Raw genomic sequence first — 26017 nt, 5'->3', positions numbered from 1 at the left:
GTAAGCGGGGTAATAAAATCCATGGCATCCGGTGTAAGAATCACCCTGACTTCAGCCTGCTCTTTTTTTAACAGCCTGACCAACAGAGGTATCTTATAGGCGGCTATGCTTCCGGTAATACCGATCAGGATTTTCTTCCCTTTTAACATATTAGTTTACTCCGGTTTGATTTCCGTTTTGTCTTGGTGAGGATCACGGAAATACACCTTTTTATCGAGAAATTCCTGGATAGCAAGCAAAGTAGGTTTAGGCAACCGCTCATAGAATTTAGCGATTTCAATCTGCTCCCGGTTTTCAAAAACCTCTTCGAGATTATCTCCGGTTGTTGCGAATTCCTCGATTTTCCTGCCTAACTCCTCTTTCATATCTCCGGCGATCTGGTTTGCCCTTTTGGAAAGGATTACAACCGTTTTATAAAGGTTCCCCGATTGCTCATAAAAGAGGTGCTTGTCTCTTGTCACGGCGGTGGTTTCCGTTTTGATCTTTTTAAAATCAACCATGCTTTGAAGTATAATTAAAATTAATTGTTAATTTTCTTTCTGGCGTCCTGATGCATTCCATCGGCATCTTTTCCATACCTGGTTTCCGGATAAAGGTAAATCAGGTCGTTATATGCCTCAATGGCTGCCTGATACCTTTCCAGTTGTTTGTCTTCTATGCTTTTTTCAGCATAATAATAATATGATTTGAGGATGTAATAAAGAATATCCTCCCTGTTTTCTGTATCCGGGTAATCTTTGGTAAGGTTCAGGAAAGCGGTGATGGCAGCCTGATAATGTTCGGTTTTGAGGTACTGTTTGGCAATCTCAAAATCTTTTTTCTCAAGTTTGGCGCGAAGTTCGTCGATAAGCTGGTTACTGGTTTCCTTACGGGAGCTTGCCGGAAATAAGTCGATAAATAATTGCAATTCCTTTATAGCTTCGTATGTAGCGGTCTGGTCGAGGCTGAATTTGGGGGAAAGCAGGTATTGGCAGTAGGCGCTCATAAACATACATTCTTCCGCTCTTTCAGCATTTGGATAACTTTGTGCATAGCGCTTGAAATAATAACTTGCCAGGAGGTACTCATCCTGGTTATAATAACAATATGCATAATAGTAATACATTTGTTCGGCTTTGGCTGTACCGCGGTAAATACCCATCAGGCTTTCAAACAACTGCAGTGCGCGATAATAATCGCCACGCTCATAATAATCGATAGCGGCCTCATATTTTAGCTCATTATCGCTACTCTTCATAATTTTCTGATGTTTACTGCACGATGTAAATATCAGAATTACAATTAATACCAAAAAGATGTACCTGTCTCGAAACATGCCCGCAAAATTAACAAAATAGACGGAAACAAAACGAAAATCAACTGTAAATATTTTGGTTTCATTTGATTTCCGGAAAAAAGAAAAAAAAATCATAAGACGGATAAATTCGGGGAAAGGTTTAACGGGATTCATCAGAATTCATAATTTTGCAGCATAACTTTAAAACTTACGACAGTGGATTTATTTGAAAAGATTGTTAAAAAGCCCGGGCCTCTTGGACAATACCGGAATCATGGGCATGGTTATTACATGTTTCCCAAGCTGGAGGGAGATTTATCGAACCGTATGAATTTCATGGGTAAGGAACGGCTGATCTGGAGCCTGAATAATTATCTTGGTTTGGCTAACCATCCAGAGGTCAGAAAGGCGGATGCGGAAGCGGCAGCCCGCTGGGGTATGGCCTATCCTATGGGAGCGAGAATGATGTCGGGGCAGAGTAATTATCACGAGCAGCTTGAGCATGAACTGGCGAGTTTTGTCGGTCGTGAATCGGCATACCTGCTGAATTACGGTTACCAGGGCATGCTTTCAATCATTGATTCGCTGGTTGATCGTAAGGATGTGATCGTTTACGATTCGGAAGCCCATGCCTGCATTATTGACGGTATGCGTCTTCACTTCGGAAAGCGTTTTGTATATCCTCACAACGATATGCAGAACCTCGAAAAAGAACTGGAAAGAGCCACAAAGATTACTGAAGAAACGGGAGGAGGAATCCTTGTGATCACTGAGGGTGTGTATGGGATGTCGGGCGATTTAGGCAATCTGAAAGAGATTGTGAAAATGAAAGACAAATATAATTTCCGTCTTTTGGTTGACGATGCTCATGGATTTGGCACTATGGGCCCTCACGGGGCAGGCACGGATGAGCATTACGGCGTTCAGGATCAGGTTGACCTCTATTTTGGGACTTTTGCCAAGGCCATGGCAGGTATTGGTGGTTTTATCGCCGGACCGAATGATATTATCTGGCACCTGATGTATAACATGCGTTCCCAGATATTTGCCAAATCCCTTCCTATGCCGATGGTAATAGGTGCTTTAAAAAGACTGCAGCTGGTAAAGGAAACGCCGGAATTGCGTGAAAACCTGTGGAAAATTGTTCATGCATTACAAAACGGCCTGAGAGAAAGAGGTTTTAACCTTGGAAAAACCGAATCACCGGTTACCCCCGTGATTCTTGCCGGTGGTGTTCCCGAAGCTACTCAGATCACGCATGATTTAAGGGAAAACTATAATATCTTCTGTTCCATTGTTACCTATCCTGTCGTGCCCAAAGGGATTATTCTTTTGAGACTCATTCCAACTGCAGTGCATACAATTGAGGATGTTAATTATACCATTGATGCCTTTTCTGTTGTCAAGGAAAAGCTGGATGCAGGAAAATATTCCTCAGGGGAAATGCAATCTATGGTTGTTCATTAGCATGACGAACAGACATAATATATATCTTTACCCTTCCGTAATGAACGGAAGGGTTTTTTGTTTTAGCCGGTAGTAATGGAAAAGAAAAGGAGATATGGATTTGGGTACAGGATATACCGCAGGGTAAGATACCTAAGGTATGTCAGAAAGATTAGAAAGCAGGAAAGGAAAACTCTGCGTCTTGCCCTTCGCCAAGAAAAAAAGGAAATACGGAGAAAGGCTCTGGAACAACATCGTGCTATGAGGCAGGAAGAGATTATGCGGCGAAAGGAGATGAAAGCCCGTGTTCTTGAGGAAAAACACTATCTGGAAAATCAGATACCAGTGGAGAATCCTAACAATCCTGAACTGGATAATATAGCCAGAATGCAGGAAGCGCTTCTCCTGGAAGAACAAAAGAAGAAAAAAGAAGAAACAAAGCGTTACCGTAGAATACTACTTAAACTTATCAAAAGAAGGACATTGGCCTTTTTCCGTTCTCTTAACCGGGAAAATTTTAAACAGTGGGCAAATGAATTCCAGGAGGCCAGGAACATTCGCAAAGAACTTCTTATCATTTTTCTGAATTCAACAGGAATGTTTTTGATGTCATTCCTGGTTATTTTTTATGTTTCTCAGCTTACAGCAGCTATTTCGGCGACATTCTTCGGGTTCTCAACGACGATGAGCTACGACGAAAATTATTACCTCGTAGAAAGGGATGAATGGTATTCCGATCCCGTGAAACTGATCTTTTCTGCAAATCCGGTTATGGCGCTATTTCTTGGATTGGTAGCTCTTATCATTTTTAGTCGCATACGTAACCATCCTGAGTTTGTTAAGTTGTTCTTCTTTTGGGCTTACATGCATGGGATTTTACTTTTCTTTGGCGGGTTGCTGATTGGGACACTATTCAGCATGGGGTTCGGGCACGTGGTGATTTGGTCTTATATCATGGATACAGGTAAGCTGATCTATTCTATTGTAGCCCTGGTTATTATGGTTGTTACAGGATTGCTATCCACACGGTCAGTTTTGATCACCGCCAATACATATTATCGTCAACTTGACCGAAGCAACCGCAGAAGGTTCGTCATGGGGCAGGTCCTTCTCCCCTATCTGGCCGGAAACCTGGTATTGTTTATTTTCTGGCTGCCCAGGATGAGTGTTTATTATCAACTTATTGAGCTTTCTTTCCTGGTTATTGTGGTTGCAATACTGAGTACGTACAGTGCACACAACGATCTTTTTTTCGAGGATGAAGAGAAGAAAGTCACCCTGCATTGGTCGCCATTATTGATTACTCTCGGACTCCTCATCCTGATAAGGATAGTCCTGGGTATTGGCATCACAATTGGTTAGAAGACAGTTACGAGGCTTATCTGATCAGAATTTTTCCTGTTATCATTCGTTTATCCGAGATCACTCTGAGAATATAGGCTGATTCGGCAATATCTTCTGTATTGAGCGTAATTCTGTTAGAATGATTTCCTTCCCATTCCTTTATGGTTTTTCCGGAAAGGGTAGTGAGAATAACCCTGTCGATTTCATCCTCTGATGTTAAAATGAAATATCCCGAGGTAACAGGATTGGGATAAACGGATATTTTTCCCTGGTCAGGCTCATCGGTTACGGAGAACATCCAGATCATCTGTACATCGAGCACGGTTGCTTCCCTGTTGTTAACAATAACATCCTGAAATGTTTGGGGGTAATATCCGGGGACCCTGAAACGAACATCCCAGGTACCTTCGAAGAGCAAGCGGTGGTAGTTACCGTTGGCAACATCAGAATAAACCCAGGAACTATCCTCCTCGTGATTAAGAACAAATACCTCTGCAACCAGCGGTTCACCGCTGTCGGCGTCCGTTACTGTCCCCCTCAGTCCGAAAGTGTTTTGGTCAATATAATTCAGGAATGAGCGGTAGTTGTATTCCCAGAAATTGTTTAGCTGCGATGCGGGAGGGGTTTTATCATCGCTGATTTCGAGGGTAAATTCACGGCACTGGTGGAAATAATTCATATAATCCTGGCGTCCGCCGCTTATCGTATACCATGTATAGCCATTGGTGATGCCGTTATTCATGAAGTTCATGTAGCCTGGGGGGCCATATTCATGCACAGTGTCGGCATATTCGCGACAAACATAAACCCACCAGTTATCATCGGCAGATAGTTTGGCCCAGGTATCCCATGGATAATTGCATACTTCAGCTCCACCATGGATATTGCACGAGGATACGAAATGATTGGCTTCGGCAAGTGCCATAAACACCTCGGTTTCCTTCTGCCATTCGTTTCCATCGGGATGGGGTCCGTCTTCTGGATCCGGGAAATTGCGGTTGATATCCACGCCAAGAGAATTATACCGGGTGGCCCCATAAACGCTTTGGTTTCCACCGGCATAGGTGCCGTCGGGATTGGCCAGGGGATTGATCCATATCTCCACCCCGTCGATCAGTCCGGTTATCCTGGGATCAGTCCCATAGTTAGTGAGCAGGTGATCGATCAAATGGAGCATCAGGACATAACCTGTCAGCTCATCCCCGTGCATGGATGAGGTATAAAGGAACTGAGGTTCTGCCTCCCTGACGCCGGGATTGTCGGTAATTCTGGCCATCATGATTTGCCGGCCCTGGACGGATGTCCCTATACTAAAAACCTCACAGATTTCCGGGAAATCAGTTGCAAATTGTTCCATAATATCTATGTAGGCATCGTACGTGGGATAAAAATTCCAATCGGATATTTCCCTGATATTAACGTTGTCTTTCATCTTCAGGTCTTTAACCTGCATAGAAGGAGGGGTTTCAATTTTATAAGGGATATCCAGTCCCAGGAAGGCATTCCATTCCTGTTTATTGGCATAGGCTTGACCCTGTCCTGTTTCCGGGAAGAAACGGTCGATGGAGACAGTTTTTGATAAAATTGTTATCTCCTCGTTGTCTTGAAGGTTGAAAGAGAAAAATACTTCCGGCCTTCCGTGAAAAACATCTGTTTCCTGGGAAAACAAAGTAAAAACAGGGATGAGGAGGAGGAGTAAGGAGTACAATATAGATTTCATGACGGTTATATTATTAGAGATCAATGAGAGCTGGTAACGAATGCATTTCCACCAGGGTTTGCAGTTTGTTATAGGTGGCTTTGTTAACTTTGACAAGCGGCAGGCGCAGGTTGTTTCCGCACATTCCCATGATATCCAGGGCAGCTTTGATGCCAGAGGGATTGCCGTCTTCAAAGATGGCGTTCATGATATCGAGCAGTGCGTAATGCACGGCTCTGGCTTTTTTCTTGCTACCCCGGATGGCGTTGGTAACCATAAAGGAAAACTCCCGGGGAAAAGCGTTGGCTACCACGGAGATCACGCCTTCAGCACCCAGCATAAGCAAAGGAAAGGTCAGGGCGTCGTCGCCGGAATATACCACGAATTCTTTGGGTTTATCCCGGATGATCTCCATGATCTGCTGGAAGTTACCCGATGCTTCTTTTACCCCGATGATGGTTTCAAACTCAAAAGCAAGCCTCAGCGTGGTTTCGGCGGTCAGGTTGGCGGCAGTCCTGCCAGGTACATTATATAAAATGATAGGCACCGGACAGGCCGTTGTAATATTCTTAAAATGATAATACAAACCTTTTTGCTGAGGTTTGTTATAATAGGGAGTAACAGACAGCACTGCTGCAATTCCTGTAAAATCCTGTGATTTAATATTATCAGTAATCTCCTGGGTATTGTTTCCACCGATTCCCATAACAATGGGCACTCTTCCGTCAACGCTTTCAATGATGTACTCCATCACCGCCTGTTTTTCATCTTTCGATAAGGTGGCTGCTTCGCTGGTGGTTCCGAGGGCAACGATGAAATCCACCTGGTTTTCGATCACATGCTCAATGATCTTTCCCAGTGAGGTAAAGTCGATGGTTCCGTAATTGTGAAATGGCGTAATAAGAGCTACGCCGGTGCCTCTGATTTCATTCACCATAATCAGTTTTTGTTAATGATGGTTAAATAATGAGTTACTTCCTTAATAAATGGTTTTAGCAGGAAAGGTTCTTCCTGTGATATCATGAGGTCGAAGATTGCACGATTGGAAGGGATGTTTCTTCCAACTTTCAATCCTGCCCTGCTGTTTGCTGCAATATATTTTAAAGGATAAAGGTCTCCCCTGCTCAAATCGATAAATACGTCGAAGTTATTCTTCAGGAATTCCCTGACGTACATCCCGCCTGGCTTACCATACCAGTTCAGGTCTTTTTCATAAACAAAATCATAGGTGAGTTTAGGAAGATAGCGGTTTGTGAGAAATTTATCTTTCACATATCCAATAGCTTTAACGCGAATTCCTTTTTTATGCAAAAAATCCACGAATTCAGCTATTTCAAGGTAATCCTCGTCACTTTCCAGGAAATAAGATATCCCAACAGATCCGGCGGAATCAAGGTTAATGACTTTCTTTTTCCTTTCCAAAGAGGAAATATCTTTATTGAGATAGAAGTTTCCGATGGGAATCTTTATAAAGTCAGGGATCTTGATCATTTTTAAAAAACCACTAAGGATGTAAAGGTAAAGATTTTTAATATTCATTACTTTTACAAACAAAAAATCGGTGATTTTAACATTTCTCGGTACCGGTACTTCCCAGGGTGTTCCTGTTATTACCTGCAATTGTACGGTTTGCAAATCCGATGATTTGCGGGATAACCGATTGCGTTCGAGTTTATTGGTGGAAACCGATGGTAAAACCCTGGTTATCGACACCGGTCCGGATTTCCGGCAGCAGATGATTCGCGAGAAAGTTGCTTTCCTGGATGCAGTATTGATAACCCATGGGCATAAAGATCATATCGCAGGATTGGATGATGTGCGTGCGTATAACTATGTAAGTGGCTACCCCATGGATGTTTACGGTTCAGCGGATGCTCTGGAAAACATTAAAAGGGATTTTTTCTACGTATTCTCGAAAAATGCCTATCCCGGCATCCCAAGGATAAACCTCATTGAAATATTTAACCGCGGGTTTTATATCGGTGAAACCCTGATAACCCCTATAGAGGTTGATCATATGAATCTCAAGGTATTTGGGTTCCGTATCGGGGACATGACATATATCACTGATTGCAATCGTATTCCCGAAGCGGAGATGCAAAAGATATCAGGAACCCGTGTTCTTATTCTGAATGCTCTTCGCATGAAACCTCATGTTTCGCATTTCAGCCTGCCGGAAGCGCTGGAAGTCATAGAGAAAATACATCCTGAAAGGGCTTATATTACTCATATCAGTCATCAGCTCGGGCTTCATGCATCTGTGTCGGAAAGCCTTCCTGAAAATGTATTTCTGGGTTACGACGGACTGAAGGTCAGTCTGTGATCTTCCTGGCTCTCCTCAGGTCGAGGAGATTGATGGGATTGGCTCCTATCCCGATAAAATCGTTGTGGATGAAACGCAATACCTCATCGTAATAAAGCACTACTACAGGAGCCTTTTCCATCATGATCCTGTTCATTGTCTGGTAAAGTTCATAGCGTAGTTCGGGATCAACCGTGTTTCGTGCTGTTTCATAAAGTCTGTCGAATAAAGGATCGGTGAAATGCGTGTAATTAGGGCCCGAAGGAGAAAAATTCCGGCTATAAAAAAGGGAAAGATAGTTTTCTGCATCCGGATAATCGGCTATCCAGGAAGCACGGAAAAACTGCACTTTTGAATTTGCAACAAGCTGGGCATTGGTTGCCGGCGGATTCACGCTGATTTCCGTGATGATCCCGAACTCACCAAGCTGGTGTTGTATAAAACGGCAAAGGTCAAGGTAGTCGGATGTTGTAGAAAGAGTTATTTCCGGGTTTTTACCTTCCATTCCAGCTTCACGTAACAACTTTCTGACACTATCGGGCCGGTAATCATATCCCTTCATTGCGCCGGTATCAAAAGAAGGCAGTCCGGGAGGAACTATCCCATAAATACCAGGTGTTCCAATGTTATTTCGGAGATAACGAATCATGCGTTTGCGGTCAAATCCGTAATTTATAGCCTTTCTGAATTTGACGTTTTTAATGAAGGCTGATTTACCTGCATCATGAGTGGTATCAAGTAAAAATCCCAGGTATTCATTATTTAGGTAAGGTGTTTTCAGGAGATAACAATGTTTGTTGTATTTGGGATTGAGCTGACCTCCCGGGGTAAGTATTTCATCCTTGTATGAGGGATCCAGACCGGACAGAAAATCCAGGTTTCCTTTCACAAATTCGAGGAAAGCAGCCTGTTTATCCATCAGGAAAGTGACAGATACTGCATCGAGGTAAGGCAGCCTCTCCCCTGTTGTGTCGTATTCAAAGTACAGGTCGTTTTTTCTGAAAACAAGCTTTACTCCTTCTTTCCAGTACTGAAAACGGAAAGGTCCTGTTCCGCAGGGCTGGCTCCGGAAGTCCTTGCCTGCTTTTTCCACTATATCCCATGGGATTACAGAGCAATACTTCATGGATAGTATTCCCAGGAAAGGCGGAAAAGCTTCATTCAGTCTGATTACAAAGGTTGAGTCATCAGGAGCCCTGAAAGCGGAATCGGCCGGCATTTTTACCTGGGCGAAGACCCAGGCGCCGGGTGAGGCTGTCTGAGGGTCGATGATCCTGGAAAAACTGCGGACAAAATCACCTGCTCTGACCTTTCTGCCCTGCCCTTCAGGAAACATAGGATGATCGTGAAAAAAGACATCCTGCCTAAGATGAAAAGTATAGGTTTTTCCGTCATCGGAAATATCCCAGGAACGGGCTATTGCCGGACGTATTCTGAGTGAGTCATCGGCTTCCACCAAACCGTTGTAGAGCATGTTGCAGGCCCAGATATTGGCAAGATTCCTGGAATAAGCCGGATCCAGGGAAGTGATGCCTCCCGCTTCGTTGTAACGGAATACTGTTTTTTTGTCTTCAGTTTCCTTTGGACCGGAACAGGAAATGAGAAAAAGTATTAATATGATAACATGATATCTTTTCGCAAAGATCATTAATGGGATTTTTACCAGAGCAAATATAAGGAAAGTCCTCTCTGATCTTAACTATCCTTTATTCCCAGCTTGTATAATCTTTTAAGCCAACGTTGTCGCACGGCCGGGGTCGATTTCCTGACAGACCCTATCAGTGTTGTTCTCACCGGATGAACTCCGCAGAATTGCAGGATAGCGTTTTTCATGGCGCGGATGCCCGGTGCGCGATATACCATGCGATAATACCATACGGGATTATCCATGGTGACGATGATGCGTGCCGTTTTCCCGCGAAGAAGGCGTTCGGGCCTTGATGATCCTTTCCTGTAACGAAATGCGAAACCCGGCAGGAAGGTACGATCGATGAAGCCTTTGACCATAGCCGGGAAGGTAGCCCACCAGTTTGGATAGATAAAAACCATATGATCACACCATACGATATCTTCCTGTGCCCGGGAGATGTCTTCTTCAGGCTTTGACTGTATGCGGTATCCGCCCGAGAGGTTGAGGTTAAACTCAAGATCGTTCAGGTTGATCTGACGTATCTCAGCCCTACCTACTTTAGCCCCCCGGAGATACTCCCCGGCAAGGTCATCCGAAAATGTGTCCCGAACGGGATGTCCATAAATAATAAGGATTTTCTTCACTGCGCGATTTCCATGTTTATAGCAATTTGAACATAACACGTGCAGGAGTATTTTGTTCAGGAACAACGCTTATGATAGCTGGGTAGGTTTGATGTCGAGGTTCAGGGGGTGGCTAACCTTTTCCTGGAGCAAGGCCAGGTCTATTACCTCGATCATCTGATCGATGTAATGGAAGTGTAGTCCTTCAATATAGTCTTTTTTTATCTCCTCGATATCTTTTCTGTTTTCTTTCGAAAGGATGATGTCTTTGATTTTTGCTCTTTTGGCTGCCAGTATTTTTTCTTTGATTCCTCCCACCGGCATTACTTTGCCGCGCAGGGTGATTTCTCCTGTCATGGCTATCTTCGACCGGACCTTTCTTTGTGTGAAGGCTGATGCCAATGCCGTGAACATGGTTATTCCAGCAGAAGGTCCGTCTTTAGGGGTTGCACCTTCGGGGACATGGATGTGTACGTTCCAGCGGGAGAAGATATCCGGGTCGAGGCCCAATTTCTCCGAGTGTGACTTCAGGTATTCATAAGCTATGGTTGCTGACTCCTTCATAACATCACCGAGGTTACCGGTCATGGAAAGGGTTCCTTTGCCCCGGCTGAGGCTTACTTCCACAAAGAGTATCTCTCCTCCTACCATAGTCCAGGCCAGACCGGTTACGACTCCGGCCACATCGTTACGCAGGCTTTTCTCTTTCTGGAATATGGGTGCACCCAGGATTTTTTCAAGTTCGTCGGAGTTTACCTTTTTATTGTATTCCTTTCCCTGGGCTATGTATTTTGCTTTGTTGCGTATCACTTTAGCCAGTACCTTCTCCAATGACCTTACCCCGGATTCGCGTGTGTAATCATCGATGATCTTTTCAATCACGGGTTTTGAAAAAGTAAGCTGTGACCGCGAGATGCCATGGTCGGTGAAGATCTTGGGCAGCAGGTGCCGGCGTGCGATCTCCAGTTTTTCCTCCAGGAGGTATCCGCTCAGGTCGATCACCTCCATCCTGTCGCGAAGGGCAGGATGTACGGTGAGCAGAGTATTGGCTGTGGAGATGAACAGTACCCTGCTGAGATCGTAATTGATCTCAAGGTAATTATCGTAAAACTCCTTATTTTGCTCGGGGTCAAGTATTTCCAGGAGGGCGGCCTGGGGGTCTCCTTGTATATTGTTTCCGCTCACTTTGTCGATCTCATCGAGAACGAAAACGGGGTTGGACGACTTAGCCTTACGCATGCTTTGTATGATCCTTCCGGGAAGTGCGCCAATGTATGTTTTCCTGTGTCCCCGCAGTTCGGCTTCATCGCGTACACCACCCAGGGACATGCGTATGTATTTTCGTCCCAAAGCCCGTGCAATAGATCGTCCCAGTGATGTCTTCCCTACTCCCGGAGGTCCTACCAGGCAAAGGATAGGCGCCTTCATGTCTTTCTTCAGCTTTAAAACCGCCAGATGTTCTACGATCCTGTCTTTAACCTTTTCCAGTCCGTAATGGTCTTCATCCAGGATGGCCTGGGCATGGTCGAGGTCGAAATTGTCGTCGGTATATTCGTTCCAGGGCAATTCCACCAGCATCTCCAGGTAATTAACCTGTATGGAGTATTCGGCAGCCTGGGGATTCATGCGTTGAAGCTTCTTCAGCTCCTTGTCAAAGGCTTCTGCAACATCATCCGACCATTGTTTCTTCAACGATTTCTCATGCAGTTCTTTTACTTCCTGTTCGTAAGGACTTCCTCCCAGTTCTTCCTGGATAGTCTTTAACTGCTGATTCAGGAAATAATCTCTTTGTTGTTTATCGAGGTCGACCTTTACCTTGTTTTGTATCTGATTCTTCAGTTCTATTAGTTGAAGTTCCCTGGTGAGAGCCTCCAGCACTTTGTTGGCCCGTTTCTTCAGGTCGGTGATTTCAAGCAGCTTTTGCTTGTCTTTAAGGTCTATATTCAGGTTGGATGAAGCGAAATTGATCAGGAATACGGGGCTTTCGATGTTTTTTATGGCGAAAGCAGCATCGGAAGGGATGTTAGGACTCATCTTGATGATCTGTATGCTGAGATCTTTCAGAGAGGAAATGAGTGCATCGAAGGTCTTGTCGCCGACGGGATTTACATCGTGGGTTTCGTAAGGACCTGTCATGGCCTTAAAATAGGGTTCCGATTGGAGCATCTTCATGATGCGGAACCGTTTCTTGCCCTGGATAATAGCGGTAGTACTTCCGTCGGGCATCTGCAGTATTTTTATAAGGTATGCTATGGTACCGACCTTGTTGAGGTCTTCGTAGCCGGGGTCTTCTACATCATGGTCTTTCTGGGCTACTACACCGATCACGCGGTTACCTTTGTATGCTTCCTTGATAAGTCGTATGGATTTATCGCGGCCTACGGTAATAGGGATCACCACACCCGGGAATAAAACGGTATTGCGCAGAGGCAGTACAGGAAGCGTTTCCGGTACTTCCTCTGCATTCATGATCTCCTCATCTTCCGAAGAAAGCAAAGGAATAAATTCGGTTTCGTTATCGATAAACTCTGAAAAATTCATGTCAAAAAGTGGATCCATAGAAAAAAGTCAAATTGTCAGTAAAATTAATGAAGACCGCCTAAGTGTCTTTAACGGCTTTCCTCGTAACCTTAGTAAATGGATTGTCGCCAGGCTTTCTTATACGTCAACATGCATGCCAAAGTTCGGATGCAGGAAAGATTTGACAGATTGTCTTGTCAATCCATCAGTCTTTTGTTTGAGCGGGTAGTTTCATACACATGTTTGAGTATTCTGCGTTCGATGTCATCCAGGACGATGTCCCTGCGCTGGTAGACCCTTTCGGCCACTTCCATAGCCCTTTCGAACTTGAATGTAGAGAAGCCCATGGTTCCTCCCCAGACAAATGAGGGAATGAAGTTACGCTGGAATCCGGGACCGAAGATGTTGGCACTAACGCCGACGACGGTACCGGTATTGAACATGGTATTGATCGCGCATTTGGAGTGATCGCCAAGGATTAATCCACAGAACTGCAGGGAGGTGGGGATGAAGGTCTGGTCGGGATAACTCCAAAGTCTTACCTCATCATAGTTATTTTTCAGGTTGGAGTTATTGGTATCGGCGCCAATGTTGCACCATTCACCGATCACGGAATTACCGATAAAGCCATCGTGGGCTTTGTTGGAATAGCCCAGAAATACTGAGTTATTCACTTCACCTCCCACTTTGCAGTATGGGCCGAAGGTGGAAGCGCCATATATTTTGGCACCCATTTTTATCACGGCATGGTCGAGCAAGGCAAAGGGGCCGCGTATCATGGCACCTTCCATGATCTCTGCGTCACGGCCAATGTAGATGGGTCCTGATGAGGCATTAAGGTAAGCCATTTCCACTTTAGCACCTTCTTCGATGAAGATGTCGCTGCCGTTGATGCGATTACTTTTAGGTATGGGAGCAGATTTCCGGCCCTCGGTGAGAAGTCGGTAGTCTTCCTCCATGGCGGCACCGTTGAGGGAGAAGATATCCCAGAGATGGTTCAGCTTCAGGAAGGAACCGGCAGCTTCCAGCTCCTCTACGGGTGAGGCTGAACTGTCGACCTTATCGAGGTCTTCCAGGAGGTCCTCCTCACTGACATGCATCGCAATGATAATACTTTGAGAAACCAATGCCTGCCGGGGTTTAAGGGCGGCAACCTGAGCGGCAAGACCAGCATTGGGAATCACTGACCCGTTGATCAGAATGTTCACTGCCTCCTTTTTCATGGGAAACTTTTCACTGAGATATGGCTCGGTAAGAGTCGATGTTGGTGAACCAAGGTATCTTTCCCATTTTTCGCGGATGGTGAGAATCCCGACCCGAATGTCGCAGACCGGTCTGACAAAAGTAAGAGGCAGGAGGTAATTTCTGCGGAAGTTGTCGAAAATGATGTAATTCATCCTGTAAAACTTGTTGCTTGAATAACTATTTCAATGCAAAAATAACATTATAAAACATATAGAAGAAGGAGCACCCAAAAATATGACGAATAGGCAAATAAAAAAGGCCCCTTATGAGGGCCTTTCATAAAATGCCTTTAACAGGAATTATTTATTCTTGTTTTCGAAGTGTTTCTTGTACTTGTTCATGAACTTATCGACACGACCGGCGGTATCGACGAGTTTCATTTTTCCTGTGAAATATGGGTGGGAAGTATTGGATATCTCCAGCTTAATGAGCGGGTATTCTTTACCGTCTTCCCATTCGATGGTTTCTTTAGTCCTGGCAGTGGATTTTGAAAGGAAGGCATAGCCGTTCGACATGTCTTTGAAAACCACGAACCTGTAATCTTTTGGATGAATATCTTTTTTCATAATGCTACCTGAAAATTTTGAGCGGCAAAGGTAATGTGAATTTGGAGAATATGCAAGAGGTGGGAAATTTTTTTTTCTGGCAGCAGGCTACAGGTTTCAAGGAGCAGGGAGTTTGGGTTATGGGTTATGGGTTATGGGTTATGGGTTATGGGTTGGGGAAAATTGTATTGCATTTTGTTATTTTTTTTATCTTAGTGTGAGTTTTTGTTAATTTGAAGTTTATCAGGTGGGGTAATAAAAAAAAACAAACAAATGGGTCACAGGTACAAAATTTTCCCCGAGAGAAATTTACTGGTGGATATTATGCAAGGACCGGTAAGGTTTATCGATTTGGAAAGAATTTATAAACATGAAATAATGGATAAGAATTTCAAACATGTTCGGAAAGTCTTATCAAATATCGTTGATGCTGATTTTCAATTATCAATGGAAGAAGTGAAAGGGTTTATTGAAATGATGATGCAACCGGATCCCGACCCTTCTTTTCGATGGGCCATTCTCACAAACACACCCCGGGAAACAGCTCTTTCCATGATCTTAAAAAGCGAGATATACTTTAGTAATGTTGTCGGAGTTTTTTACACCTTAAACGAATGCAACCGGTTTTTGGAAATCTCTTTTAAAAGTGATGAATTTGAGGATGAGGATTTTATTGTTCTGGATTGAAAAATTCTCATATTTTGTGGAGAAAGGAATTCTCCTGTCAATAATCCCAACAATCCGTATTTGTTAAAAGCGTATCAATTAAACATTCTATAAAAAATGAAATACCTTTTCGGTCTTATAATTCTTATACACGGAGTCATACACATCCTGGGTTTTCTTAAGGCTTTCTCGCTGGCTGAAATCAATAGTTTAACACTGTATATTAATAAATTTCAGGGCATTGCCTGGCTGGTTTCGGGCTTGATTTTAATAGCATACCTGATCTTATATTTATCGCACAACCCGTTTTCCTGGCTGGTAGGGGTTGTAGCGGTAATTGTTTCGCAGCTATTGATCATTTATTTCTGGAAAGATGCGAAGTTTGGCAGTATACCCAATGCATTGATTTTGATTTTGGCAATTGTTTCCTATGGACAATTTAGTTTTAACAGGCTGGTACAAAGAGAAACAACGTCTCTGATAAATAGTGTTCATATATCACCGGATAGATCGGTATCCGAAGATGACCTGGGAAAATTACCGGAACCGGTGAAAAGGTGGTTGCAGAATTCCGGAATGATAGGGAAACGCTATATTATGCTTGGAAAGGTTATTCAGCGGGCCGAAATGAAGATGAAGCCGGAACAACAAAAATGGCTTGATGCAAGTGCAGTTCAATACACAGCTATCGATTTGCCGGCTTTTATCTGGTCTGTTGATGTGAAGATGAACGGTTTGATGTTTTTTCTGGGAAGAGACAAATTTGAAGGTGGAAAGGGAGAAATGCTTATCAAACTGAATGCCCTGTTAAATGTAGTAAACGAACATGGTGAGAAACTGAACGAAGGGACGATTCAGCGATACCTGGGGGAAATGGTTTGGTTTCCTTCGTTAGCACTTAGTGAATATATTTCCTGGGAACAAGTGAATGACACAACGGCAAAGGCTATCATGCAATACAAAGGTACCAAAGGCAGCGGTACTTTTCGCTTTAACTCCAACGGTGATTTCGTTAGCTTTTCTGCAATGCGGTATATGGGAAATGAAATAGAATCCAGCAGATATGAATGGGTAATGCTGGTCGAAGAGTATAAAACATTTGATGGAATCAAAGTCCCTTCAAAAATGAGTGCAACGTGGAAACTCGATGAGGGGGATTGGACATGGCTGAAATTGGAAGTTACAGATATAAAGTACAATGAAAATTGTATACGGTAAAAACCAGGTATTGATGATTATTGGCTGTAAATGAGGAGTGATCCCGCTGGGATTCGAACCCAGGACCCACGGCTTAAAAGGCCGTTGCTCTACCGGCTGAGCTACGGAATCGGCTTGTAAAAAGCGGGTGCAAAAATAGAAAGATTTCGTTAGAAAACAAAATTATTTCTTGAGTCGTTTTTCGATTGGTGAATCACGAATCAAGAATCAAGACTCACTTCAACTGTTGGTGTATCCACGAAGCCCCTTCATAGAAAGCACGCGGTGCCACGGAGACATGCACGGTACCGGCCCAATCGTTCACAGGGGGCCATTCAACATAGGTGATATTGGTGGCACCGGCAATAGAAAATGCTGCTTTGGCAGTCTCAAAATTGCCGAAAGGCACGCAATCGTCGTTTTTACAATGCCAGAGAAGCATGGTTGTTTGGGGCTGCCAATCCGGGTAAGTGTTATTTTGCCAGAGTATTTTATGAGGATTGCTTCCTGTATCCTGGAGCGCAGCTATAAACCGTGTGGTAAATACCTCTTTCAGGATGTGGGAAGACGGCATGATGCTATTAACTACATCCGTACTGTAAAATCCGGTGGTGTACTTGGGGATATTTGTATTATAGGGAACCTTCAGCATGGAATCATAAATAAAATCAGCCGGGTATATTGTGTTGTATCCTACAAATAACATGGGCAGGAAATAGGGGACAGGAAAAGGATTATCACTCAGCATGACATTCATCATGGCTCCGGTCAGGTCGTAGGGACCATCCATACAAACCGCACCCTTCATTGTGACACCTCTTTTTTCCAGTTCACGGGTAGCTGCCATGGTCACAAAACCGCCTTCGGAATAGCCGTATGTAAATACATTTCCATCCCATTTTACCCATTTATGGTTATTGTCTTTGATCGTATTGATCCCCACCTGCACCATATCTGCGGTGGCAGTAGCAAGTTTTTCACGGACACAATACGGATGATTCTCACCTACATCGCCCCCCATACCCTGGTAATCGGGCATTACGATGGCCCATCCATACCGTGAAGCCATTATATCGGCTATGATGACCTCAGCAAAATTACCCCAGTCCGAAGGATTATAGTTCGACTTCCACTTCGAAGGAGCATATTTCTTCAGAAGTTCAGTCCCATGATTAACGGAAATAAGCGGAGTGTTTACACGAGAACCAATTAAACGATAAGGATAAATGAACAATCCTGTTAGTTCGATCGGATTTCCCTTATTGTCGGTTGATTTGTACTTGACTACCTCGTGTGCAATGAGATAAGGTAAGATATTCCCCGTCTCCTGAACAATGGAATAGTACAAGTCATGATAATCAAACTCGTCAGGATCATCGGTTGTCATCAGGATCTGATCCATCACATCCTCAATGTTAAGTTCAGTACGTTCCACAACAGTGAATCCTTCCGTGTTATTCAACGGACTCACTTCGGTGTCATCATCATCTTTGGAGCAGGAAAACAGGATGACTGAGAAAACAATCAATGCCATCAAAATGGCTACATGGGATACTGTCCGTCTGCCACCAGCAGCAGAGGAAAGAAACGACTTTTGCTTTTTCATTCTTTGACCTTTTAAGTTACAGATATAATGATTTTAAATTGAAGCCCATCCACCCTTTCTGGAGGATATCGGGTTACATTCCGAATCAAATATAATACATATTGCATGTAAATGAAAGGAATGTGTGTAAAAAATGATGGAAATTAACTGGAATGGGGGACTGGGGACTGGGGACTAGGGACTAGGGACTGGGAACTAGCTACTGGGAGCTGGGTCTGGGTTCGGTCCCCAGCTACCCAGTCCCCAGCTACCCAGTACCCAGTACCCAGTACCCAGTACCCAGTACCCAGTCCCCCTTTTTTCATTTCACCAAAAACAAATACCCCTTCCCTTTTAATGTTACGATCTCAATGGCAGGGTCTTCGTTGAAATAATTTCTGAGCTTTCGGATGTAAACATCCAGCGTTCGGGAATTGAAGAAGGAATCATCTCCCCAGATCTTCAGCAGGATATCTTTGCGGTCAACAATCTTATTCCTTTTAAATGCAAGCATTCCAAGCAATTCCATGTCGCGCTGGGAAAGTTTAATGATTTTTTTCAGGGTATGCAATTCATACCGGTCGGGATAGAGAATATATTTTCCCAGGATGATTTCATCAGGCAATGCTATTTCGTCTTTCGTTTGCGGCCCTGAGATGCGCAACTGGTTATGGATACGCACAATCAGTTCTTCCATGCTGAAGGGTTTGCGGATATAATCGTTGCCACCTGCTTCAAATCCTTTTACCAGATCCCGGGTTTCCGTTTTTGCAGTAAGGAAGATCACCGGCAGAGACGGATGCTGTTTTCTGATTTCCCTGCAAAGTGTGTAACCGTCGATGTTGGGAAGCATTATATCCACCACACAGACATCGGGTTGAAAACGCGAAAGGACTCCAAGAACATGTGCACCATCCGTCCTCCAGTCAACATCAAACCCCTGGTTTTGCAAGGTTTCTTTTACAATTTTACCCAAACTGGGTTCATCTTCTATATATAATATCCTGGTTTTCAATTCCTGGGAATTTTTATAATAAATAGGGCCCCGCCTGTGGCATGATTCCGTGCAGAAACAGATCCTCCATGTTGCCTGATTATCATGGCAGCATAGCTTAAACCCAATCCGTATCCCTTCACGTCATGTAGGTCTCCTCCGGGAACCCGGAAAAACTTATCAAATATCCGGTTAAGATATTCTTCCGGTATACCTTTCCCATTATCCCTGATATTGATGGTAATTTCCTTTTTGCCGGAAATAAGTTGAATTTCAATCTCAGGTTTGTCGTTCCCATATTTCACCGCATTGTCGAGAATATTGATCATCACTCCCCGAAAATGCAGAGGATCGGCAAGGATGCTCAGGTCCTCCCCTTCTTTGATTATTCTGATATTCAGTTCGCGCCCGGGGTTTAGCGATCGGATGACATCTGCTGCCTCTTCAGCAAGTTTTCCTGCATCAATATCTTCCCGGTTCAGGAATGAGTTATCGTTTTCATAGATGGAAACCTTGAGAATTTGATCAATGAGTTTTTCAAGTCTGGTCATTTCCTTTTCAGCCAATGCTAGATACTCCGCCGAAATAGCCCGATCCTGTTTTAGATTAAATCCATTCAGGGCTTCAAGGGCAACTTTGACCGTTGAAACCGGCGTTTTTAACTCGTGGGATATATTGCTTACAAAACTGTTTCGCATCCGGTTCAGACGGATCTGATTTTTCAGGTTCCTGAAAGCAATGGTAAAAGAAAGTCCGGTAAGTATCAGTAAAAACAAGGCAAACAGGAAAGAAGGCGCTGTTTCTTTCAAGACGCTCAAACCGTGATTGCGTATATCAGCTTTCAGGACGTAATTCGATGCGGATTTTATGTAAACAAAATCACCCGCATGTCCGGCAGGCTTATCCTTTAACCGGTTGTATGTTGTCCAGCCAACGTTCAGAATGGGATCCAACTGCATTACCTTTCCTGAGAATATTCTGCGGAACCGGGATGAATCTTCAAGTTGTCCGGGAAAAAAGGTGGAATCTGAAGCGATATATACCGAGTCTTCAACTTTTTGCACCAGCAAACGAACTCCATGGAGTATGACATCGTGCTGTGATTGTATCATGAGTTCCTTGGGATTCATTCCATCTTGACCAAAGAACATAGAATCTTCGGTGCAAATTGTAATGAATTTTTTGCCATCACTGATTGAATCTGACATCATGAATCGATTGCCCGTTTTTCCCTTGAATTTCCAGGTCAGTACCGTATCTCTTTCAATACCTTCAGGATATCGCAGATGTATTTTATCAGCAATAACAGGGTTCACAACCTTTAACAAGAGCAGGGAATCCAGTACCTCCATCCCTGATTCATCAAATTTGCGCATCAGTTCCTGATTCAGCAAATCACTTTCTTTTCTGAATTCCGATAACAGCCATTGAATGACAAAGATGGTAAGGACGATCTGGCTGATGATCATCAATATTCGTATGGCCGGTAGCTTACGTGAATGTTTTTCAGGATTCATATAAATACAAATTCAACACAAAAATAGGCCATTAGCATGAAATTCCTGAATCTGTTAACCTTAATTAACATTGATTAACCTGGTATTAACCTCATCGGGTGTTAAGACAGGATAAATTTGGTGCCTGAACTTTAAAATTTTACATTATGAGAACACAGACATTATTTTTCATTGCCGTGTTGATGGCGGCAGTTTCAATGGCCCAGGAAAAGACATCGGGAAAAATCGTTTTTGAAGAAATAGTAAAACTAAACATAACCCTGGATGATACATCTTCTCAGATGGCCAGGATGCTTCCGAGGGAGCGGAAAACAGAAAGGGTGCTTTGGTTTACACCCGACAAAACTCTTTACAGGTTATATGATGGCAATTCGGGTGAAGAGGTCACAACGCAGGAGATGGAAGGGGCAAATGTGATGGTAAGGATGATACAGCCTGACGACAGGATATTTACCGATCTGGAGAAAGGTACTCTGACGGAACAAAGGGATTTCATGTCCCGCATCTTCATTATTGAAAATGAGATACAGAAAAACCCATGGAAACTTACTGGGAACCAGACCCGCATCCTGGATTATGCTTGCCAGGAAGCCAAAATGATGAGGGACAGCACGGAGATCACAGCCTGGTTCACAGCCGAGATCCCTATGTCTGCCGGGCCGGGAACCTTTACCGGCTTGCCGGGAATGGTACTTTCAGTGAATATCAACAATGGCACCCGGACCATAACAGCAAAGTCGGTTGATTTCATTGCACCGGGTGATGATGATATTGCAAAACCAAAAAAAGGGAAGAAAGTCAGCCAGGAGGGATTCGACCTTATCGTTGAAGAGAAGACGCGCGAAATGCAGGAGCAGTATGGAGGAGGTGAAGGAAATGTGGTGATCAGGATAAGGCAGTAATAACGGCAGTGAATCATGAAAACGTGGATCAGTCATTATCCGGCAGCATCGATACTGCTCATTCTACTGTTCGCTGTTGGCGGCCTAAAAGCGCAGACCTATGGCATCCATGGCAGGATCCTAGATGAGCAGGGTGCTCCCCTCTGTTACGCAACCGTAACCCTGCTACATCCTGAAGACTCCACTCTGGCATTTTATGGGATCAGCAACCCGGAAGGAGAGTATAATATTTCCAGGATTACCGGGGGTGAATACCTTCTTCAATCTGCTTATGTGGGCCTGGAAACATTTTACCGCCGACTCCGTTTTCCCCTGCCGCAGGGTGAAACGATGGAGACCATTATCATGAAAAGAAAGGCTGTTAACCTACCGTCGGTCGAAATCGAAGCCGAAAGGATACCCTTCCTGATAAAGGAAGACACCATCGAGTATAGTGCAGGGTCATACCGAACACGTCCGGATGCCGTAGCGGAGGATCTTCTCAGGCAACTGCCGGGGGTGGAAGTCGACCGGAACGGAAATATACGGGCCATGGGAGAAGACGTAAGAAATGTACTTGTTGACGGGAGGGAGTTTTTTAGCAGTGATCCCAAGGTGGCCACAAGAAATCTTCCTGCACGGACTATCGATAAGATCCAGGTTTATGACAAAGCTTCGGATCAGTCGGAACTCACCGGAATTCCTGATCTGCAGAAAAACAAAACCGTCAACATTGTCCTGAAGGAAGAACATAAAAGCTCATGGTTCGGGAATCTGAAGGGAGGTTTTGGAACAGGAACCCATTATCAGGGCAGCGGGAAATTATATCGATTCGACAAAAAGAACCAGTTTGCAGCCCTTGGTATGGTTAACAATATTAATCAGTTTGGTTTCAGTTTCCAGGATTATCTTGATTTCAGCGGTGGTATACAGAACATGATGAGCAGCGGAAATACGGCGAGGATAACCATTTCCAGTGATGGGGGGCTTCCTGTTGATTTTGGGCAGGAAACGAGGGGGTTGGTGACTACCGGTGCCGGAGGCCTCAACTATTCCTATGAACCTGTAAAAGACAACAGGTTTAATGTGAGTTACCTTGGAAACGTAAACGGTAAAAAGGAGGATGGCACCATACATACCGAGAATTATGCAGGAAGCAGCTCATTTATTCAGGATGAGGAGAGTAAGACCAGCAGTACGGAAGGGGCCCATCAGGTAAACCTTGGCTGGAAGAACAGAAGCGACAGCATTGTCAATTATGGTATCCAGGGAAAGTTTGCATTAAGCGGAGGAAGCGGGCAAGCAGAAAATGAGATACGCAGCTACAGCGGCGACACCCTGATGAATATGCTGGATGGTCTGAATAACAGCAAAACCAGGCAACTGGCAGGCGATCTCCGTGCAAACTGGATGAAGAAGGGAAAGGGGAAACTGAAACTATGGAAAACAACAGCGGACATATCCTACAGCCGTGAACTGAACCGTTCAGACTGGGAAAACATCACCCGGTTTTTTGGTACTCCCCTTCCTTTATACGAGAACCAATATCTCCGCAATGAAGTAAATCGTCTGGATTATGCCCTGGATCCGTCTCTGTTGCTTCAAATCGGAAAACGTGCGTATATTGAGCCGACAATAACAGCTGGGGAAGAGAAGGAATGGCTTTCAAGGGAGCAGGGAATACCGGGAAACCCGGAGCAACGGATCGACTCTCTAAGTCCCGAATTCGATAGTAAATATCTTTATGTTCGACCCGGAATTACCTTTAAATACAACACGAAAAAGACACAGACCAATATCAGTGCTTCGGTTGAGACAGGCCGGACATCAAACAGACTGGCCGGTACCGGAGATGTTTCTTCGCCTTTGTTTTATATATTGCCTGGTTTTTCCTGGGAATACGAATACAAGACAGGGAGCCGTATTACCTTCTTTTACAGCTCATCGGTGAACACACCCGGTATCCGGCAATTGCTGCCCGTTGCCAACACCAGCAATCCGCTGTATCTGATGGCAGGAAACCGCTACCTGAAACCTGAATACAGCCATAATGTAGCAGGCCAGTGGTTTCTGTACGATGCGTTTACCTTTACAACCCTTTTCGTGACATTGAGCGGGGCATATACACAGGATAAGATCAGTTACTCAAGGAACATCGACAGCCGGCTTGGACAAAGCACAACGCTGATCAATGTTCCTGACGACTATTCGGCTTCTTTAAGATCTGACTTCAGCCGGCCGGTACGTAAACTTGGGATAAACCTGAACCTGGGTATCCGTGAATCCTGGAATAAATCATATTCGATGGTAAATGGGGCCCGGAACTCCAATATCAACTGGAATCATTCCATACGCTTCAGTGTTGATAACCGGAAAAAGGAGAAGATTGATATCAGCGCCGGTACTGAGTTCGACCTCACGAATGCACGTTACCGTGGTGATGAAAACCTGAATAACGACTATTTCAACCTTGTGTATTTCGGGGAGGTACAATATTATCCTCACCCAAGATGGAATTTCATGGTTAACGCCGAAGTCAGCAATTACAACGCGGAAAGCTTCGGTGATGCCGTAAGCATACCCCTGCTCAGGGCGGAGATCAGTTATTATTTCCTGGAAGACAAGCGGGCAATTTTGAAACTGGAAGCCTATGACCTCCTGAACAGGAATACCGGCATAAGCCGTGTAAGCGAGCAAAACTATCTGAGAGAATCGCGCTATACCATGATGGGCCGTTATGTTATGCTTTCGCTGACATATCGCTTGAACCGGTTTGGGGGGAATGAGGGGTGGCTACAAATGAGGAGGTGATTTTTGAAGCAAGGGCAAACCCTTGCTTTTTTCGTCATATTTCCTTATATTTATGCCATTCAATTTATTTAAAACCAGCAATTTATTAACCCCAAATCCCAACAAAATGAAAACCCTTACGATCATCATGGTATTCTGTCTGGTAACGGCAGGATGGCATGCATCCGGATCCATATTTAAGCCGGAGAGCAGTTCCGATGACTTTATCAAAGCCAGATCGCTGGCACAATCTTATTTTATAAAGGAAATAGCAAATTCCGGCCTTTTCGAAACAGCACTTCCCGCAGGAACGCCGTTTTTTCTGCGGCAAGCCGATAACGGGCACAGGCAGCAGGTACGCTTCCTGAAAAACTCAGGAGGAGAAATGTTGCTGGAAACCCTTTTCCAGGAATGGGATCAGGGTTACTGGGTAAATGAAAGCCTTCAGTTAAATTATTACGATGGAAGCCTGTATCTCATTTCAACAGAACTATACACCTGGGATGAAAACACCTGGAAAGTATCCTCCCGGACCCTTTATACCAATGACCCACAAGGCACTATTCTTGAGGCAATGACACAGGTATGGGATCCGGATGGTTCGGTATGGGTTGATTTTATTCATATGGTATATACTTATAACCCGAATGGAATGCCATCGGAACTCTTCATGGAAATGTACTTCGGAGGTTTCTGGATGAATGCATCAAAGTTTTTCTTTACCTGGGATGCCCAGAATAACTTGTTAAACACACTACAGCAAAGCTGGGATATGATCGGTTCTGTCTGGGTAGATGAGCAAAAGGAAACCTATTACTATGATGCCGGATATAACATCCTGGAAATCCTTGAAGAAGAATGGGACGGAGCAGCCTGGGTGAACGAATACCGGGAACTGTATTATTACAATGCGCAGGGCCAGAACAGTGAAAAAGAATCGTATTACTGGGATGGAGCCTGGGTTCATGATTATCATTTTATTTATACTTACGGGGTGACAGGACTTATAGACGAAGAACTGCAGGAATATTGGAATGGAGCGAACTACGTAAACCACATGAAAATCTTTTTTACCTATGATGTTAGCGGAAGACTGACGGAAGAGCTTGCCATGCGCTGGGCCACCAAATCCAAGGGATGGGAGAATGAGGATCGTATACAACTTACCTATGGACTTGTTGGAACGGGCGATATTACAACTGATCATTCGCTGGAAATAAACCTTTTCCCCAATCCTGCATCTTTGTATGTGAACGTAGTTATCTCGGGTGAAGTAGTTCAGGATGAAGTGTTCAGCTTATCCACCATCACCGGGCAGACACTTTTAGAAATCCCTGTCTCGGAAGAAAAAACCCGTACAATTGACATAAGCCGCTTTAGCGAGGGTCTTTACATTTGGACATTAAGTTCCTGTAAAGGAAAAAGGTGCGGAAAGCTGGTGGTCAAATAATGTTGATCGTGGTTGCAAGGGAAAGGTCAAGGTACATGTTGCAGGTTGCAGGTTGCAACCTGTAACATGTAACCTGTATCAATATATTTATCTTTACTGAATTCCTTGAAATTCCTTTTTCTTTTTCATTACCTTAGCAATCAATATTAACTTAAGCTTAGCGAAATGAAAAAGATAATTACTCTTTCAACGGCTCTGATCATGGTATATGGAGCCTTTTCACAGGAAATACCTTTGCTTCCAAAGGAACGTTTGCATCAAGCCGTTCAGGTTGAATACAGCATACCTTCCGATGAACCGGTACTTC

The 26017-nt window shown here is 44.1% G+C and carries 22 protein-coding genes and 1 tRNA gene; 8 read left to right on the top strand and 15 right to left on the bottom strand.

Going from position 1 to position 26017, the window contains the following annotated elements; translation table 11 throughout:
• The 3 genes from KKA81_06870 to bamD all read right to left on the bottom strand — a co-directional run.
• The coding region (locus KKA81_06870; GenBank protein ID MBU2650637.1) for a phosphopantothenoylcysteine decarboxylase at window positions 1–149 on the bottom strand (149 nt) is incomplete at its 3' end.
• Window positions 150–155: 6 nt separating this feature from the next.
• Entirely contained in the window at window positions 156–500 is a 345-nt protein-coding gene (locus tag KKA81_06865) for a DNA-directed RNA polymerase subunit omega (protein MBU2650636.1), read from the bottom strand.
• A 20-nt stretch (window positions 501–520) separates the two neighbouring features.
• On the bottom strand, window positions 521–1315 hold the full coding sequence (gene bamD, locus KKA81_06860) for an outer membrane protein assembly factor BamD (protein MBU2650635.1): 795 nt from the start codon (window positions 1313–1315) through the stop codon (window positions 521–523).
• 177 nt (window positions 1316–1492) lie between these two features.
• Here bamD and KKA81_06855 point away from each other — a divergent pair, with 177 nt between their 5' ends.
• Together KKA81_06855 and KKA81_06850 are read left to right on the top strand one after the other, a co-directional pair.
• The gene (locus tag KKA81_06855) at window positions 1493–2743 is read left to right on the top strand and encodes an aminotransferase class I/II-fold pyridoxal phosphate-dependent enzyme (protein MBU2650634.1); all 1251 of its coding nucleotides are present in this window, start codon (window positions 1493–1495) and stop codon (window positions 2741–2743) included.
• A 75-nt stretch (window positions 2744–2818) separates the two neighbouring features.
• A complete protein-coding gene (locus tag KKA81_06850; protein MBU2650633.1) occupies window positions 2819–4084 on the top strand; it encodes a hypothetical protein in 1266 nt (421 codons plus the stop codon).
• Window positions 4085–4100: 16 nt separating this feature from the next.
• Here the strand turns inward: KKA81_06850 and KKA81_06845 are convergent, their stop codons facing one another.
• From KKA81_06845 to KKA81_06835, 3 genes are read right to left on the bottom strand one after another with little or no spacing between them, the layout of a single operon-like run.
• Window positions 4101–5786, bottom strand: a complete 1686-nt coding sequence (locus tag KKA81_06845; GenBank protein MBU2650632.1) for a carboxypeptidase regulatory-like domain-containing protein — start codon at window positions 5784–5786, stop codon at window positions 4101–4103.
• A 13-nt stretch (window positions 5787–5799) separates the two neighbouring features.
• On the bottom strand, window positions 5800–6702 hold the full coding sequence (dapA, locus tag KKA81_06840; GenBank protein MBU2650631.1) for a 4-hydroxy-tetrahydrodipicolinate synthase: 903 nt from the start codon (window positions 6700–6702) through the stop codon (window positions 5800–5802).
• A 2-nt stretch (window positions 6703–6704) separates the two neighbouring features.
• Window positions 6705–7304 (bottom strand): hypothetical protein, encoded by a 600-nt coding sequence (locus KKA81_06835; GenBank protein ID MBU2650630.1) that lies wholly within the window; start codon window positions 7302–7304, stop codon window positions 6705–6707.
• A 22-nt stretch (window positions 7305–7326) separates the two neighbouring features.
• Here KKA81_06835 and KKA81_06830 point away from each other — a divergent pair, with 22 nt between their 5' ends.
• The gene (locus KKA81_06830; protein ID MBU2650629.1) at window positions 7327–8088 is read left to right on the top strand and encodes an MBL fold metallo-hydrolase; all 762 of its coding nucleotides are present in this window, start codon (window positions 7327–7329) and stop codon (window positions 8086–8088) included.
• On the opposite strand, the gene KKA81_06825 is transcribed toward KKA81_06830, so the two are convergent.
• The 5 genes from KKA81_06825 to KKA81_06805 all read right to left on the bottom strand — a co-directional run bounded on the left by KKA81_06825 (window position 8078) and on the right by KKA81_06805 (window position 14651).
• The gene (locus tag KKA81_06825; GenBank protein MBU2650628.1) at window positions 8078–9715 is read right to left on the bottom strand and encodes an ABC transporter substrate-binding protein; all 1638 of its coding nucleotides are present in this window, start codon (window positions 9713–9715) and stop codon (window positions 8078–8080) included. The two genes, KKA81_06830 and KKA81_06825, sit on opposite strands and share 11 nt — an antisense overlap.
• Window positions 9716–9762: 47 nt before the next feature.
• On the bottom strand, window positions 9763–10341 hold the full coding sequence (locus KKA81_06820; protein MBU2650627.1) for an NAD(P)H-dependent oxidoreductase: 579 nt from the start codon (window positions 10339–10341) through the stop codon (window positions 9763–9765).
• 69 nt (window positions 10342–10410) lie between these two features.
• Window positions 10411–12879: an endopeptidase La gene (gene lon, locus KKA81_06815; GenBank protein MBU2650626.1), complete on the bottom strand. Its 2469-nt coding sequence runs from the start codon at window positions 12877–12879 to the stop codon at window positions 10411–10413.
• 158 nt (window positions 12880–13037) lie between these two features.
• Window positions 13038–14237, bottom strand: coding sequence for a GlmU family protein (locus KKA81_06810; GenBank protein MBU2650625.1), 1200 nt, complete (start codon window positions 14235–14237; stop codon window positions 13038–13040).
• A 147-nt stretch (window positions 14238–14384) separates the two neighbouring features.
• Window positions 14385–14651 carry a type B 50S ribosomal protein L31 gene (locus KKA81_06805; protein MBU2650624.1) on the bottom strand — a complete coding sequence of 89 codons (267 nt, stop codon included), beginning with the start codon at window positions 14649–14651 and terminating at the stop codon, window positions 14385–14387.
• Window positions 14652–14903: 252 nt separating this feature from the next.
• Between KKA81_06805 and KKA81_06800 the strand changes: the two genes are divergently transcribed.
• Together KKA81_06800 and KKA81_06795 are read left to right on the top strand one after the other, a co-directional pair.
• Window positions 14904–15317 (top strand): hypothetical protein, encoded by a 414-nt coding sequence (locus KKA81_06800; protein ID MBU2650623.1) that lies wholly within the window; start codon window positions 14904–14906, stop codon window positions 15315–15317.
• Window positions 15318–15413: 96 nt separating this feature from the next.
• Window positions 15414–16514 carry a hypothetical protein gene (locus KKA81_06795; protein MBU2650622.1) on the top strand — a complete coding sequence of 367 codons (1101 nt, stop codon included), beginning with the start codon at window positions 15414–15416 and terminating at the stop codon, window positions 16512–16514.
• Window positions 16515–16552: 38 nt separating this feature from the next.
• Here the strand turns inward: KKA81_06795 and KKA81_06790 are convergent.
• The 4 genes from KKA81_06790 to KKA81_06775 all read right to left on the bottom strand — a co-directional run bounded on the left by KKA81_06790 (window position 16553) and on the right by KKA81_06775 (window position 20589).
• A tRNA-Lys gene (locus tag KKA81_06790) sits at window positions 16553–16625 on the bottom strand.
• 103 nt (window positions 16626–16728) lie between these two features.
• Window positions 16729–18099 carry a hypothetical protein gene (locus KKA81_06785; GenBank protein ID MBU2650621.1) on the bottom strand — a complete coding sequence of 457 codons (1371 nt, stop codon included), beginning with the start codon at window positions 18097–18099 and terminating at the stop codon, window positions 16729–16731.
• A gap of 301 nt (window positions 18100–18400) precedes the next feature.
• Window positions 18401–19093 (bottom strand): response regulator transcription factor, encoded by a 693-nt coding sequence (locus KKA81_06780; GenBank protein ID MBU2650620.1) that lies wholly within the window; start codon window positions 19091–19093, stop codon window positions 18401–18403.
• A complete protein-coding gene (locus KKA81_06775; GenBank protein ID MBU2650619.1) occupies window positions 19090–20589 on the bottom strand; it encodes a hypothetical protein in 1500 nt (499 codons plus the stop codon). Before KKA81_06775 ends, KKA81_06780 begins: the two co-directional genes overlap by 4 nt.
• A 146-nt stretch (window positions 20590–20735) precedes the next feature.
• Between KKA81_06775 and KKA81_06770 the strand changes: the two genes are divergently transcribed.
• The 3 genes from KKA81_06770 to KKA81_06760 all read left to right on the top strand — a co-directional run bounded on the left by KKA81_06770 (window position 20736) and on the right by KKA81_06760 (window position 25710).
• Complete coding sequence (locus tag KKA81_06770; GenBank protein MBU2650618.1) at window positions 20736–21491, top strand: GLPGLI family protein; 756 nt, start codon at window positions 20736–20738, stop codon at window positions 21489–21491.
• 15 nt (window positions 21492–21506) lie between these two features.
• Entirely contained in the window at window positions 21507–24281 is a 2775-nt protein-coding gene (locus KKA81_06765) for an outer membrane beta-barrel protein (GenBank protein MBU2650617.1), read from the top strand.
• A 106-nt stretch (window positions 24282–24387) separates the two neighbouring features.
• Entirely contained in the window at window positions 24388–25710 is a 1323-nt protein-coding gene (locus KKA81_06760; protein ID MBU2650616.1) for a T9SS type A sorting domain-containing protein, read from the top strand.
• Window positions 25711–26017: the final 307 nt, after the last annotated feature.

It is taken from the genome of Bacteroidota bacterium (genome assembly GCA_018831055.1).
In the GTDB taxonomy this organism is placed as follows: domain Bacteria; phylum Bacteroidota; class Bacteroidia; order Bacteroidales; family B18-G4; genus M55B132.
The sequence above is the reverse complement of the archived record's forward strand: the minus strand, read 5'-3'. Positions and strand labels throughout refer to the sequence as shown.

What these genes read in the sequence shown, in the direction of transcription:
- KKA81_06865 (MBU2650636.1), bottom strand. Translation starts at nt 500, where the DNA reads ATGGTTGATTTTAAAAAGATCAAAACGGAAACCACCGCCGTGACAAGA.
- bamD (MBU2650635.1), bottom strand. Translation starts at nt 1,315, where the DNA reads ATGTTTCGAGACAGGTACATCTTTTTGGTATTAATTGTAATTCTGATA.
- KKA81_06850 (MBU2650633.1), top strand. Translation starts at nt 2,819, where the DNA reads ATGGAAAAGAAAAGGAGATATGGATTTGGGTACAGGATATACCGCAGG.
- KKA81_06845 (MBU2650632.1), bottom strand. Translation starts at nt 5,786, where the DNA reads ATGAAATCTATATTGTACTCCTTACTCCTCCTCCTCATCCCTGTTTTT.
- dapA (MBU2650631.1), bottom strand. Translation starts at nt 6,702, where the DNA reads ATGGTGAATGAAATCAGAGGCACCGGCGTAGCTCTTATTACGCCATTT.
- KKA81_06835 (MBU2650630.1), bottom strand. Translation starts at nt 7,304, where the DNA reads ATGAATATTAAAAATCTTTACCTTTACATCCTTAGTGGTTTTTTAAAA.
- KKA81_06825 (MBU2650628.1), bottom strand. Translation starts at nt 9,715, where the DNA reads ATGATCTTTGCGAAAAGATATCATGTTATCATATTAATACTTTTTCTC.
- lon (MBU2650626.1), bottom strand. Translation starts at nt 12,879, where the DNA reads ATGGATCCACTTTTTGACATGAATTTTTCAGAGTTTATCGATAACGAA.
- KKA81_06810 (MBU2650625.1), bottom strand. Translation starts at nt 14,237, where the DNA reads ATGAATTACATCATTTTCGACAACTTCCGCAGAAATTACCTCCTGCCT.
- KKA81_06805 (MBU2650624.1), bottom strand. Translation starts at nt 14,651, where the DNA reads ATGAAAAAAGATATTCATCCAAAAGATTACAGGTTCGTGGTTTTCAAA.
- KKA81_06800 (MBU2650623.1), top strand. Translation starts at nt 14,904, where the DNA reads ATGGGTCACAGGTACAAAATTTTCCCCGAGAGAAATTTACTGGTGGAT.
- KKA81_06795 (MBU2650622.1), top strand. Translation starts at nt 15,414, where the DNA reads ATGAAATACCTTTTCGGTCTTATAATTCTTATACACGGAGTCATACAC.
- KKA81_06785 (MBU2650621.1), bottom strand. Translation starts at nt 18,099, where the DNA reads ATGAAAAAGCAAAAGTCGTTTCTTTCCTCTGCTGCTGGTGGCAGACGG.
- KKA81_06775 (MBU2650619.1), bottom strand. Translation starts at nt 20,589, where the DNA reads ATGAATCCTGAAAAACATTCACGTAAGCTACCGGCCATACGAATATTG.
- KKA81_06770 (MBU2650618.1), top strand. Translation starts at nt 20,736, where the DNA reads ATGAGAACACAGACATTATTTTTCATTGCCGTGTTGATGGCGGCAGTT.
- KKA81_06765 (MBU2650617.1), top strand. Translation starts at nt 21,507, where the DNA reads ATGAAAACGTGGATCAGTCATTATCCGGCAGCATCGATACTGCTCATT.
- KKA81_06760 (MBU2650616.1), top strand. Translation starts at nt 24,388, where the DNA reads ATGAAAACCCTTACGATCATCATGGTATTCTGTCTGGTAACGGCAGGA.